Annotated in this window: 9 protein-coding genes and 1 pseudogene; all 10 read left to right on the top strand. The window is 68.4% G+C overall.

What is annotated here, in order from left to right; translation table 11 throughout:
- The first annotated feature begins 50 nt into the window (after positions 1-50).
- The 10 genes and pseudogenes from ACOQFL_RS03105 (at position 51) to tsaD (ending at position 13,745) form a co-directional block, all read left to right on the top strand.
- Positions 51-1,175 (top strand): glycerate kinase, encoded by a 1,125-nt coding sequence (locus ACOQFL_RS03105; protein ID WP_435542572.1) that lies wholly within the window; start codon positions 51-53, stop codon positions 1,173-1,175.
- A 139-nt stretch (positions 1,176-1,314) separates the two neighbouring features.
- Positions 1,315-1,974, top strand: coding sequence for a GntR family transcriptional regulator (locus tag ACOQFL_RS03100; RefSeq protein ID WP_435542571.1), 660 nt, complete (start codon positions 1,315-1,317; stop codon positions 1,972-1,974).
- A 229-nt stretch (positions 1,975-2,203) separates the two neighbouring features.
- Positions 2,204-3,720: pseudogene (locus ACOQFL_RS03095) on the top strand (NCS1 family nucleobase:cation symporter-1).
- A 91-nt stretch (positions 3,721-3,811) separates the two neighbouring features.
- The gene (locus tag ACOQFL_RS03090) at positions 3,812-4,546 is read left to right on the top strand and encodes an aspartate/glutamate racemase family protein (protein ID WP_435542570.1); all 735 of its coding nucleotides are present in this window, start codon (positions 3,812-3,814) and stop codon (positions 4,544-4,546) included.
- Between the two features lie 119 nt (positions 4,547-4,665).
- Positions 4,666-6,039, top strand: coding sequence for an allantoinase AllB (allB, locus tag ACOQFL_RS03085; protein WP_435542569.1), 1,374 nt, complete (start codon positions 4,666-4,668; stop codon positions 6,037-6,039).
- Positions 6,036-7,205 (top strand): allantoicase, encoded by a 1,170-nt coding sequence (gene alc, locus ACOQFL_RS03080; RefSeq protein WP_435542568.1) that lies wholly within the window; start codon positions 6,036-6,038, stop codon positions 7,203-7,205. The genes allB and alc overlap by 4 nt, the downstream gene beginning before the upstream one ends.
- A 236-nt stretch (positions 7,206-7,441) precedes the next feature.
- Entirely contained in the window at positions 7,442-11,275 is a 3,834-nt protein-coding gene (locus tag ACOQFL_RS03075; protein ID WP_435542567.1) for a glycoside hydrolase family 2 TIM barrel-domain containing protein, read from the top strand.
- Between the two features lie 141 nt (positions 11,276-11,416).
- On the top strand, positions 11,417-12,121 hold the full coding sequence (tsaB, locus tag ACOQFL_RS03070; protein WP_435542566.1) for a tRNA (adenosine(37)-N6)-threonylcarbamoyltransferase complex dimerization subunit type 1 TsaB: 705 nt from the start codon (positions 11,417-11,419) through the stop codon (positions 12,119-12,121).
- Positions 12,118-12,681: a ribosomal protein S18-alanine N-acetyltransferase gene (rimI, locus tag ACOQFL_RS03065; protein WP_435542565.1), complete on the top strand. Its 564-nt coding sequence runs from the start codon at positions 12,118-12,120 to the stop codon at positions 12,679-12,681. Before tsaB ends, rimI begins: the two co-directional genes overlap by 4 nt.
- Positions 12,678-13,745: a tRNA (adenosine(37)-N6)-threonylcarbamoyltransferase complex transferase subunit TsaD gene (tsaD, locus tag ACOQFL_RS03060; protein WP_435542564.1), complete on the top strand. Its 1,068-nt coding sequence runs from the start codon at positions 12,678-12,680 to the stop codon at positions 13,743-13,745. The genes rimI and tsaD overlap by 4 nt, the downstream gene beginning before the upstream one ends.
- Positions 13,746-13,828: the final 83 nt, after the last annotated feature.

Below are 13,828 nucleotides of genomic sequence, written 5' to 3'. Positions count from 1 at the left end.
CGGGCTTAACTGGCAGAGGGCACCCTCTTTTCGAAGATGCGGAGCGTGTTGTGACTGGTCATGTTCTCGTCGCACCGGACAAGTTCAAGGGGTCGCTGGCCGCGGCCGAGGTCGCCGAGGCGGTCACCGCGGGCTTGCGCGGCAGAATGCCCGCGCTCGCGGTCCGCGGCAGCCCGGTCGCCGACGGGGGCGACGGCACCGTGCGGGCCGCGCTGGCCACCGGGAGGTTCGAACGCTCCCTCGTGCGGGTGACCGGGCCGACCGGCAGGAGAGTGGACGCGGAGATCGCGGTCGGCGAGACGACCGCGGTCGTGGAACTCGCCTCGGCTTCCGGGCTCGCGCTGCTCGCGCCCGGCGAGTTCGATCCGCTGCGGGCCTCCAGCCACGGGACCGGGGAGCTGATCGCCGCCGCCCTGGACGCCGGAGTGAGCGGGATCGTGCTCGGTGTGGGCGGCAGTGCCTGCACCGACGGTGGAGCGGGGATGCTCACCGCGTTGGGAGCCCGGCTCGGCGATGCCGCCGGGAATCCGCTGTCGTCCGGAGGCGGGGGGCTCGAACGGATCGCCGAGGCCGATCTGTCCGGTTTGGATCCGCGCCTGGCAAGTGTGGACCTGGTGTTGGCATCCGATGTGGACAACCCACTGTGCGGTACCTCCGGCGCCGCGCACGTCTACGGCCCCCAGAAAGGCGCGACCGCGGAGCAGGTGCGGCGGCTCGACGCCGCACTGGAGCGCTTCGCCGAGGTGATCGGCCGCGCCACCGGGGAGTCGGCCGCCGACCGTCCCGGTGCCGGTGCGGCGGGTGGCGTGGGGTACGGCGCCATGACCGCGCTGTCCGCGAGATTCCGTTCCGGTAGCGACGTGGTGCTCGAACTGGTCGACTTCGACCGCGACCTGGCGGGTGCGGCACTGGTGGTGACCGGGGAAGGCGCGCTGGACGAACAGACGTTGCACGGCAAGATCCCCGCGGCCGTGGCCGCGCGCGCCGCCAAGGCGGGCGTGCCCACGGTGGCCGTGGCGGGCAAGTGCTCGCTGTCCCGCCAACGCCTGCGGGACGGCGGGTTCGCGGCGGTCTACGCACTGGCGCACCTGCAGCCCGACCCCGCGCGCTCCATCGAAGGTGCCGACTCCCTCCTGCGCCGAGTCGGCGAGCACATCGCCGAGGATTGGTTCTGAGGTCCGAGCGTGCGACGCGTTGTCAACTCCGGCGGAGGTGTGACCGGCTCTCGCGCGCTCGCCCGGGTGCGCTCGCAGGAGAGGGCCTTCTTGTGCCTCGTGCGGTCTCTAGGCTTGGGGTGCGAGGCAAGGAGGGACTGTGTCAGCAAGCGATGGTGCCGCTGAACCCGAACGCGTGCCGTTGCGCACGTGGGTGCGGGACGAGTTGAGAGAACGCATCGGCGATGGTCGGCTGCGGCCGGGAGACCGGATCTTCGAGCAGGACGTGGCCGCGGAGTACGGCGTCTCGCGGGTTCCGGTCCGGGAGGCCATCCGGATGCTGCAGAGCGAGGGATTGGTGGAGGTGCTTCCCCGTCGCCGCGGGGTGTTCGTGCGCACGCTCGATCGTCGCGAACTCGTCGATCTCTTCGACGTCCGGGAGGCGCTCGAGGTGCTGGCGGCCCGGCTGGCCGCCAGCCACGGGGATCCGGCGGAGGTACGGGAACTCGGCGTGCTGGCCGCGGAGGCCGAGAGGGCGTGGAGCGGCGAGGACGTGGAGGCGATGACCAGGAACAACGCCGAGTTCCACGAGAAGCTCGTCTCGTTGTCCGGCAACGAGCTGCTCGGTTCGATGCTCGAGCCGCTGCACGGTCGGCTGGCCTGGTTGTTCAGGTTGAACAGGGAGCCCGAGCGGGTGTGTGCCGAGCACGCGGAGCTGCACACCGCCATCGCGGCGGGGGACCCTGAGCGGGCCGCCGAGGTGGCGGCCCGACACGTGAGGTCGAGCAGGATCATGGTGCTCGACCGGATGCTGTACTGATCGCAGCGCCGAGGAGCACAGCGCCGGGAAGCCGCTGCCGTTCGGCGCCTTTCCGGTGTTGTCGTGCGGTCGCCGCGTGTGGGGGTCCACGTGGCCGGGCCGGCGGGACCGTTCCGCCCTCTTGATCCTTCCGGAACGGGGTACCCACCCAACTGGTGTTGACTTCGGGGACACGACTCCCTAGATTACGTATACTTTTATGTATACATAGTTTGACCAGGGAGCGGCCATGTCCACCGAGCAAGCCGATCCTTCCGCCGCCCACGCTGATCCACTCGGGGCTCCGGAACGAGCGATCAGCCCGCGGCTGTACAACGCCGACCTGGCTCCGCCGACGCGGCGCCGTTGGAAGACCTACAGCATCTTCGCGCTGTGGATGAACGATGTGCACAACATCGGCAACTACACTTTCGCCGCCGGACTGTTCGCCATCGGGCTGGGAGCGATTCCCTCCTTCTTCGCTCTGCTGATCGGAATACTCGTCGTCTTCTGGGGCATGAACCTGATGGGCTACATGGGACAGAAGACGGGAGTGCCCTTCCCCGTCATGTCGCGCATCAGCTTCGGTGTCCACGGTGCACAGCTTCCGGCCCTGCTCCGGGCGATCATCGCGATCGCCTGGTACGGCATCCAGACCTACCTCGCCTCACTGGCGGTGGTCGTGCTGACCCTGCGAATAGCCCCCTCGCTGGAGCCGATGACGCGGGTGGACTTCCTCGGGCTGTCCCAGCTCGGGTGGATCTGCTTCCTGGTGCTGTGGGCGGTCCAGCTCGTCATCCTGAGCTTCGGCATGGAGATGGTGCGCAAGTTCCAGGATTGGGCAGGCCCAATCGTGTGGCTGGTGATGCTGGCAATGGCCGTCTGGATACTCGTGCTCGCGTGGGACCGGATCAGCTGGAGCCCGCCGAACGCTCTCTCGGGGGGGGGGGCGCTATGTGGCGCGAGATGCTCGGCGCCGCCGGACTCACCATCTCGATCTACGGCACCCTGATGCTCAACTTCTGCGACTTCTCCCGTTTCGCCCCCGACCGTGCGAGCATCCGAAGGGGTAACTTCTGGGGACTGCCGGTCAACTTCACCGCTTTCGCGATGGTCTCGATCGTCGTGACAGCCGGGTCCTACGCGTTGTTCGGTGAGGTCATCACCGATCCGGCGCGAATCATCGCCAAGGTTCCGAATACCTTCGTGCTGGTCGTCGGAGCGTTGATGTTCGCCGTGGCCACGATAGGGGTCAATATCGTGGCCAACTTCGTCTCGCCCGCCTATGATCTGGCCAACCTGGCGCCGAAGTACATCGGTTTCCGCACGGGCGGCATCATCAGCGCGGTGGCAGCAGTGATGGTGCTGCCGTGGAACCTCTACTCCAGTCCCGCAGTGGTGAACTACTTCCTCGGTAGTCTCGGGGCGCTGCTGGGCCCGCTGTTCGGCGTCATGGTTGTGGACTACTGGTTGCTGCGCCGCGCACGGATCAACGTTCCGGACCTGTACACGGAAGCGCCGGAGGGCGAGTACGCCTACCGACGCGGCTTCAACCCGAGGGCGTTCATCGCGTTCGGCCTGGCCTCGGTGCTCAGTGTGACCGTGGCCCTGGTTCCCACCTTCGAGAGCTTCGCCCCCTTCTCCTGGTTCTTCGGCGCCCTCGGGACGGGATTGCTCTACTACCCGATCGCGGGTCGCAACGGGAGCTTCCACGACGTTTCCGGGGAACACCTGGCCGAGGAAACCGACGCCGAAGGAATTCACTGAGCGCTTCCGTGGGAAGAACCGCTGGGCCCGGAGAACTGCGCGTTGTCCGGACCGGTCCCGTACCAGTCGACACGTTTTCCGGAGCGGAAATATGCGTATCGCGGTCGTCAACGTCAACACCACCGACAGCGTCACCGATGCCATACGTGCGCAGGCCGAGGAAGTGGCAGGCGCCGAGACCGAAATAGCGGCGCTGACCCCCTTCTTCGGAAGTCCCTCGGTCGAGGGCAACTTCGACAGCTACCTGTCCGCCGTTGCGGTCATGGACAGGCTGTATCGCTACGAGCGAGCGTTCGACGGAGCCGTGCTGGCCGGTTTCGGAGAGCACGGCAAGGAGGGGTTGGCCGAGCTGTTCGATGTGCCGGTGGTCGACATCACCGAAGCCGCGGCCCACGCCGCGTGCCTGCTGGGCAGGAAGTTCGGCGTGGTCACCTCACTGCCACGAACCTCGGGTCTGATCGAGGACCGGTTGAGACTGAGTGGATTCGAGGGACGGTGTGCCGCGATCCGTGCGGCAGGTACCGCCGTGCTGGACCTGGAGGCGGGCGATTCGTTCGAAAAGCTGGTCGAGCAGGCACGAGCCCTTGTCGAACAGGATGGTGCCGAGGTCGTCTGCCTCGGTTGCGCGGGGATGTCCGGACTGGCCGAACGCGTGTCCGAACGAGTGTGGGGAGTTCCGGTGGTGGACGGGGTTTCGTCCGCCGTGGTCCTGGTCGAGTCGTTGGTGCGGATGGGGTTGCGCACCTCGAAGGTGAACAGTTGGGCGGCGCCACTTCCGAAGGAGCGCAGCGGTTGGCCGGTGCGCTCCTCGGGTGTCCGCGAGTGAGCCGTCCGCGTGTCTTCTGGGATTCCGAGTCCGGCGGAAGAGAACGGAAACAGGGGGTTGACCGGACACCACCCCCGGGTTCAACATTTTGTTGAAAATTTAGTTGGGAGGTAGTCGCGGTGGTCGAACCCGTCAACTCCTCGGCTCCGGAATTCGACGTCGTGTTCCGTGCGCGGAGGTTGATCGGTCCTAACGGTGAGGTATCCGGCAGTGTAGGCGTCCGGGAGGGACGCATCGCGGCCGTCGAAGCCCTCGACGCTCCGATGCGGGGTGCCCGCACCGTCGAACTCGCCGAGGACGAGGTGCTGCTGCCCGGGATGGTCGACAGCCACGTGCACGTCAACGATCCCGGTCGCTCCGAGTGGGAGGGGTTCCCCACCGCGACCCGCGCGGCGGCCGAGGGCGGCATCACCACGATCGTCGACATGCCGCTGAACTGCCTGCCGCCGACCATCGACGCGGGATCGCTGGAGGTCAAGCGCAAGGTCGCCGAGAACAACACGCACGTCGACGTCGGCTTCTGGGGCGGCGCCGTGCACGGCAACCTCGACGAGCTGCGCGGGCTGCACGAGAGCGGTGTCTACGGGTTCAAGTGCTTCCTACTCCACTCGGGGGTGGACGAGTTCCCACCGCTGGACTCCGCGGAACTGGAGCGGGCGCTGCGCATCGTCGCTGAACTGGACGCGATGATGATCGTGCACGCGGAGGACTCCGACGCCATCGAGCACGCCCCGAGCGCGCACGGTGAGAACTACCGCGACTTCCTGCACTCCCGCCCGCGCGGCGCCGAGAACATGGCCATCGCCCAGGTACTCGAACTCGCCCGGCGGACCGGCGCCCGCGTGCACATCCTGCACCTGTCCTCGTCCGACGCGCTCCCGATGATCGCCTCGGCACGTGCCGACGGGGTCCGGGTGACAGTGGAGACCTGCCCGCACTACCTGTCCTTCACCTCCGAGGAGATCCCGGACGGCGCCACCCAGTTCAAGTGCTGCCCGCCGGTGCGCGAGGCCGCCAACCGCGAGCTGCTGTGGCAAGGACTGGCCGACGGGCTCATCGACTGCGTGGTCAGTGACCACTCGCCGTGCACTCCGGAGCTCAAGCGGCTGGACATCGGCGACTTCGGCGTTGCCTGGGGAGGTGTCTCCAGCCTGCAACTCGGACTGTCAGCGGTGTGGAGCCAGGCCAGGATCCGGGGCTTCGAGCTGTCCGACGTCGTGTCCTGGATGTCGTCCGGACCTGCCCGTGTCTCCGGGCTGCGCGACAAGGGCGCCCTGGCGGTCGGTTCCGACGCCGACCTGTGCGTGTTCGCGCCGGACGAGGCCTACGTGGTCGACGCGGAGAAGCTCCACCACCGCAACGCGGTGAGCGCCTACCACGGTCGAGCCCTGGCCGGGGTGGTGCGCTCGACCTGGCTACGCGGCACGCCGATCGCCGGTCCGCAAGCCGGGAGCGCCCCCGCGGGCAAGTTGCTCAAGCGAGGAGAAGCATGAGCCGGAACCAGGACACCACGAACGATGATTCGTACCGCTCGTCGTTGCCCGACCTCGCCTCCCGGGTTTACGGCGGCTCGGCCGAGTACGCCAACGACGAGTTCTTCGCCGAGCGGGAGAACCTCCTCAAACCCGAGGAGCCCACATACCAGCCCTACAGCTTCGGCCACAAGGGACAGATCTATGACGGCTGGGAGACCCGCAGGCGCCGTGAGCCCGGTTTCGACCAAGCGCTCGTTCGGCTCGGCCTGCCCGGCCTGATCCGCAGGATCGTCGTCGACACCTCGTTCTTCAAGGGCAACTATCCGCCGGAGGTCTCGGTGCAGGCCTGCGCGGTGGAGGGCTACCCCGCCCCGGTGGAGCTCGAACACGCGGAGTGGGAGGAGATCCTGCCGCCCAGCCCGGTCGAGGGTCACACCCGCAACGTCTTCGACGTGGACCCGCCGCACCGCTACACCCACGTTCGGTTGTGCATGCATCCGGACGGCGGTATCGCTCGGCTGCGGGTGCACGGTGAGCCGGTGGCGGATCCGCGCTGGGTCTCCGACCGCTTCGACCTGGGCGCGTTGGAGAACGGTGGTCGGGTCACCGGTTGCAGCAACATGTTCTTCTCCTCGCCGTCGAACCTGTTCGCCCCCGGGCTGGCCCGCGTGATGGGTGAGGGCTGGGAGACCGCGCGCCGCAGGGACGACGGCAACGACTGGGTCTCGGTGCGGCTGGCGGCGGCCGGAACCGTGGAGCGAGCCGAGGTGGACACCAGCCACTTCAAGGGCAACGCGCCGGGCTGGGCCTCGCTCTCCGGTTGCGACGCCCGTGAGGCCGACCCGGAGGATCCCGCCTCCTGGAGCGAGTTGCTGCCGCGCACCAGGCTGCGACCGGACACCTGCCACCGGTTCCGGTTGCCGGTGCGTGCCGAGGTCACCCACGTGCGGCTGGACGTGTTTCCGGACGGTGGGATGGCTCGGTTGCGGCTGCACGGCCGGGCGGCCGAGGACGGGATGCGGCACCTGGTGGCTCGGTGGTTCAACCACCTGCCTCCCAGGCAGGCCCGGGAGGTGTTGACCGAGACGGCCGGGTTGGACGAAGCCGCCGCGGCGGCACTGCTCGCGCGTGGGTCGATCTCCGGGGACGCGGCCCTCCCGCCCGAGCTCACGGGCCTGCTCTGAACCCGTTCGAGTAGCAGACCCACGGAAGCCGCGGGCGCCGGGTACGGATGTCAATTTCTCGCGAAATCGCTGTGCCGCCGGTGTCCGTGTCCCGCCGGTACTGCCCAGTTCGGGCGGTATCGGCGGGATGAACCTTGACCCCGTCCGACGAATCGGACAAGATCCCTCAGCAACAACACAGTGACAAACACGAAAAAACAAGATTACACACTGTGTTGTTGCTGAGGGAGGTGCTCATGAGCGCGAGACGTGGATTACGTCCCGCGGGCTGGTTGGCCTCGGTAACGGCGATGGCCGTCATGGTCGTGTTGGCGCCCGCCACGGCGCAGGCACGGCAGCCGGACGGTCCCACCGATCCCGCCGCGATCGAGTCCTATTTGGAGGACCCGAGCAGGGTCGGGGAGAACCAGCAACCACACCACGCTTACCTACGCCCCTACGACAACGCGGAACAGGCGTTGCGCGCCGCACGCCAGGACACCGCGGCGAAACAGGACCGCCCCACCCGTTGGACCAAGTCGTTGGACGGTCAGTGGCGGTTCCGCTACACCGACCACTACCGCGAACTCCCCGAAGGCTGGCAGCGCGGCAGTCGCACCAGGCAGTGGGACGACATCTCGGTGCCGGGAGTCTGGCAACAGCAGGGATACGGTCATCCCGTCTACCGCAACGTCTCCTCCGAGGTGTCCCCGTACGATCCGCCGAAGGTTCCCGACGACGTGAACCCCACCGGTGCCTACGTCCGGGAGTTCCACCTCCCGAAGGACTGGGACGGCAGGCGCCAGATGCTTCGGTTCGAGGGCGCCACCAGCGGCAACTTCGTGTGGATCAACGGCAACTACGTCGGTTACGACCAGGGTGGCTACACCCCGGCGGAGTACGACATCAGCCAGTACCTGCATCCGGGCAAGAACACCATCGCCGTGCGGGTCCACCGCTGGAGCGCTGGCAGCTACCTGGAGAACATGGACTTCTGGCACTTCTCCGGGATCTTCCGCAGCGTCCGGCTCTACAGCGTGCCGCGCACCCACATGTCCGATGTCACCGTCCGTACCGATCTGGACGACTCCTACACCGACGCGACGCTCGGCATCGGCGTCGACCTGAGTTCGGTCCGGGGCGGCACCACCGGACGGCATCGCGTGCGGGCCGAGCTCCACGGTCCCGGCGGCGACCGGGTGGCCGAGCTCGACGGGACCACGAAGGTCGAGGGTGGCAGTGCCCGGATCGATCTCAGCCGTGAGATCGAGGACCCCGAGCTGTGGAGTGACGAGAATCCCGCGCTCTACACCGTGGTACTGCGACTGCTCGGCCCCGACGGTGAGGTCGTGCAGACCACCCAGCAGCCGGTCGGTTTCCGTGAGGTCACCACGAAGGACAGGCAGATCCTGCTCAATGGCAAACCGGTGAACCTGCGCGGCGTCAACCGGCACGAGCACGATCCCGACACCGGACGCACCGTCAGCCGCGCGCGGCAGCGGCAGGACGTCGCGCTGATGCGGCGCAACAACATCAACGCGGTACGGACCTCGCACTACCCGAACGATCCGTACTGGTACCGGTTGGCCGACCGCAACGGTCTGCTGCTGGCCGACGAGGTCGACACCGAGACCCACTACCGGGAGAACTGTTCCGCGGCTCCCGAACGGGACTGCCTCGCCGACCGCCCGGCATGGCAGGCCGCCTTCGCGGATCGGTTCGACGCGATGATGGAGCGCGACAAGAACCATCCCAGCGTGATCATCTGGGACACCGGGAACGAGGCGGGACTCGGCAAGGCCCACTACGACATGGCCGAGCACGCCCGGGCTGTCGATCCGACCAGGTTGCTCTACCACCAGGCCAACAACCACGGCGGCGACGCGCCCTACGCGGACGTGGCCGGGCCGCGCTATCCCTCGCCCGGTGCGCTGAAGGAGATCGCCCGCACCGAGACCAAACCGGTCGTCATGGGCGAGTGGTTGCACGCCATGGGCAACAGCCTCGGGCACTACGAGGACATGTGGAAAACCATCCGCAGCGAGCCCGCCCTGCAGGGCGGATTCGTGTGGGACTGGGTCGACCAGGGTCTCTCCCGGCAACGCCGGATGTTGCCCGATTCCTCGGGCAACGACATCCCGGTACACGTCAACGGCAACCCCTCGCTGGTGAGAGGTGTGGAAGGCAAGGCGCTGAAACTGTCCGGAATGGACGACTGGGCGCAGGCCTACCGTGATCCGAAGCTCGGCATAACGGGCAAGGAGGTCACGCTCGACGTCCGCGTCAAGCCGTTGTCCTGGGACGGTTCCAACACCTTCCTGGCCAAGGGCGACAAGCAGTGGGCACTGCAGATGCCCGATCGCGACCAAATCGAGTTCTTCGTCTACGGCGAGGGCGGCTGGCACACCGCCAGGGTGGAGGTCCCCGACGACTGGTGGGGCAACTGGCACCGCATCACCGGCACCTACGACGGTTCCCAGGTGCGGCTCTTCCTCGACGGTGAACAGGTGGCGGCCGAAGCCTACGACGGCAGGATCGCGCACAACACCATGTACACGGTCACCGTCGGCCGCAACCAGGAGAAACACCGGGACAGCTTCGCCGGGCGGACCGCGCACGCCGTGGTCGACAACGCCCGCGTCTACGACAGTGCGCTGTCCTCGGGCGACATCTCCTCCGGTGCCGATCCGGCACAGCGGGCGGTTCTCGCGCTGAACTTCGACGAGCAGCGGCGCGCGGGAGAGTACGACACGTACGGGTCCTCGCAGTTCGTGGTGAACGGCCTGATCAACGCCGACCGCACTCCGCAGCCGGAGCTCAAGCAACTGGCCTACAGCCACGCGCCGATCCGGTTCGACACGGTCGACGGGGCCACCGATGCCGCCGACGGCCGGTTCGTGGTGCGCAATCTCAACCACACCCTGAGTACCGACGCCTATGACCTGCGGTGGAAGCTGGTGTCCAACGGCCGTGAGGTGGCCGACGGGCCGGTGAACGTGACCGTGGGGCCGGGCGAGAGCCGACAGGTCGACCTGGACCTCCCGAAGGCGGGCGAAACGGAACGCTTCCTGGTGCTCACCGCCAAGCTGCGGGAGGCCTCCCGCAGCATCCCGGCGGGCCACACCATCGCCTCCGAACAGCTCGCGGCGGGCGGTGAGCGGCCCCCGGCCGCCCCCGGCACCGACGAGCGGAAGCGGAACCGGAGCGCGAACTCGCTCTCGGTGCAGCGCGGCGCCGACGACGTCCGGGTCCGAGGTGCCGGTTTCCGGTACACCTTCGACCGCGATCAGGGGACGTTGAGCTCGCTGTCCACCGACGGAACCGAACGGTTGCTCGGCGGCCCCGAGCTCGACGTGTTCCGGCCGCCGACAGGTAACGAGTGGAGCAACTGGAGCGGGGTCAACCCCGAGGCGCAGTTCCGGGAACTGGGACTGGACCGGCTGGAGACCGAGGTTCGCTCGGTTCGGGTGAGCCGTTCCGACTCCGGGAAGGCGAAGGTGGTCGTGCGCACTCGCTCGTCGGCCCCCGACGTTTCCGGTAACGGGTTCGACAGCCGCTGGACGTACCAAATCGGCTCCTCCGGAGGCATCGAACTCCAGCACCGGGTCGAGGCCTACGGCGAACGGATGCGTTCGTTGCCGTGGCTGCCCAAGGTCGGGATGTCGCTGCGGGTGCCCGAGTCGTTCGGCGACATGACCTGGTACGGCCGCGGGCCCGGCGAGTCCTATCCCGATCGCAAGGACTCGCAGCACATCGGTCGCTGGTCCTCGACGGTCGACGAGCAGTGGTTCGACTTCCTGCCGCCGCAGGACAACGGCGTCAAGGTCGACACCGAGTGGGTGAAGCTCTCCGGGCGGAACGGGGGGTTGTCGGTCTCCGGGGACTCGCTGGCGGTCTCCGCCGACCGGTACTCCAACGCCGAGCGCACGGATTTCGCCCACCAGCTGCGTGAGGACCCGTTCATCACGCTGCACGTCTCCGATGCCGTCACCGGGCTCGGCGACACACCGAACCCGGTGCGGGACAAGTACCGAGTGCGTGCCGATCGTCCGCACACCTACTCGGTGGTGCTGCGTCCCACCGGAAGGTGAGGCGCGTGGGCGCTGCTTTCCCGACGGGGCCGTCGGGCCGGAATCCACCCGGCCCGGCGGCCCCGCCGCACGTCGGGGCGCTGTACGCGAGCCACGACCCGTTGAGGGCGATGACCTGGGGTTGAAGTATTCTGAGCTATTGTGCTCGTCATCGCGTTGGATACCTCGACTCCTGCGGTAACCGCGGGGCTGGTCGAGCTCGCGGAGTCTCGGCCGCATTCGCTGGCCGAGCGCGTAACGGTCAATCCTCGCGCCCACGGTGAACTACTCACACCGCAGTTGCTCGACGTCCTCGCGGAAGGCGGCCATCAGCTGGGTGAAGTGGACGCGATCGTCGTCGGAGCCGGTCCGGGGCCGTTCACCGGACTGCGGGTGGGGATGGTCACGGCCGCGGCACTCGGTCACGCCTCCGGAACCCGGGTATACCCCGTCAGCAGTCTGGACGCCATAGCGGCGCGGACCGAGGGGAACTCGCCGCTATTGGTGCTCACCGACGCCCGCCGCAGCGAGGTGTACTGGGCCGCCTACGGCTCCAGGCAGCCGTACGGCGTGCGCGAGCGGCTGACCGAACCCGCCGTGGACCGCCCCGAGGAACTTCCCGCGCGCCTGGAGGGGCTGCACGTCCGGGCCGCCGCGGGCGAGTCGGCCGCGCGGCACGCCCCTGAGCTGGGACTTGAGGTGGTCGATCCCGCCTACCCGAGCCCCGAGGGCATCGTGGCGGTGGCAGGCGCGGAGGTGGCCGCCGGAGCCGACCCCCGCCCCCTGGTGCCGATGTACTTGCGCAGGCCGGACGCTGCCGCGCCTGGACCACCGAAGTCGGTGACGGCCGAGCGGGGGAGGACGTGACCGAGAACCAGTGCCCCGGGAGCCGGCACCCCGGGGGCCGGCATCCCGGTGAGGCCGATACGACGACGGGGAAGTCCGAACCGTTCGTCGCCAAGCTTCGCAGCCGCGATCTCCCGCGCTGTGCCGAGCTGGAGGAACTGCTGTTCCCCGACGACGATCCGTGGTCGGAGCGTGCTTTCGCCGCCGCGCTGGACGGTGGGGACTACTACGTGGGTGCCTACGACGCCGCGGACCGGTTGATCGGATACGCCGGACTGGCTCTCGTGGCTCGGCCGCCGCGTGCCGAGGCGGAGGTGCACACCATCGCCGTGGACCCGGATTACCAGCGGAAGGGAGTCGGCAGGACACTGTTGCGCAAGCTGCTGGTTCGCGCGGACGAGCAGCGGGCTCAGGTGTTCCTGGAAGTGCGGACCGACAACGATTCCGCGATCGCGCTCTACCGTGAGCACGGCTTCGAGGTGGTCGGCAAGCGCGAGCGCTACTACCAGCCGTCCGGCGCCGACGCCTACACCATGTGGCGCGGGGCGCGCACGGCCGAGCAGGAAGGTGGAGCGGTATGAGTACCGATGGTGGCCCCGGCCGGATCGTGCTCGGTATCGAGACCTCGTGTGACGAGACCGGTGTCGGCCTGGTTCGACTCGAACCGGACGGCTCGGTGCGGTTGCTTGCCGACGCGGTGGCTTCCAGCGTGGAGCAGCACGCGCGGTTCGGCGGTGTGGTGCCCGAGATCGCCAGCAGGGCCCATCTGGAGGCGATGGAACCCACGGCGCGTCGGGCGCTGGACGAAGCGGGCATCAAGTTGTCCGATGTGGACGCGATCGCGGTGACGGCGGGGCCGGGCCTGGCCGGCGCGTTGATGGTCGGGGTGTCCGCGGCCAAGGCGTACGCGGCGGCGCTGGGGGTTCCGCTCTACGGCGTCAACCACCTCCTCGGCCACGTCGCGGTGGACACCCTGGAGCACGGGCCACTGCCGTCCCGCTGCCTGGCGATGCTCGTCTCCGGCGGGCACACCCAGTTGTTGTCGGTGGCCGGTGTCGCCGACGAGGTGACCGAGATCGGCTCGACCATCGACGACGCCGCGGGGGAGGCCTACGACAAGGTGGCACGCATCCTGGAACTGCCCTACCCCGGCGGCCCGCCGATCGACCGGATGGCCCGGGAGGGCGACCCGAACGCGATCGCCTTCCCGCGCGGCCTGACCGGGCCGCGGGACGCGAGGTTCGACTTCTCGTTCTCCGGGTTGAAAACCGCTGTCGCGCGTTGGGTGGAGCAGGCACGCGAAGCCGGCAAGCAGTTGCCGATAGCCGACATCGCCGCGTCGTTCCAGGAAGCGGTGGCCGATGTGCTCACCGAGAAAGCGGTGCGAGCCGCGGTGGAGCTGGGACTGGACACCATGGTGCTCTCCGGCGGGGTGGCGGCGAACTCACGACTCTCCGGGCTGGCGCGGGAGCGCTGCGCCGAGGCCGGGATCACGCTGCGGGTGCCGCGTCCCCGGCTGTGCACCGACAACGGTGCGATGATCGCCGCCGTGGGCGCGCACGTGCTGGCCAACCGCGCCGAACCCTCCCCGCTGGGGCTGTCGGCCGACCCGGGAATGTCGGTGGACACCGTGGTGCTGCGCTGAGCGGGGCTTCCCGTTCGGTTGACACGGTTGCCCGCGTGGTGGAAATCTCGCTGTTGCGGGTATGGGGGCGACATCGGGTGGCG

Origin of the sequence: Actinopolyspora sabaoui (assembly GCF_051225635.1) — a bacterium.
In the GTDB taxonomy this organism is placed as follows: Bacteria; Actinomycetota; Actinomycetes; order Mycobacteriales; family Pseudonocardiaceae; genus Actinopolyspora.
This window is presented reverse-complemented; position numbering and strand designations above follow the sequence as displayed.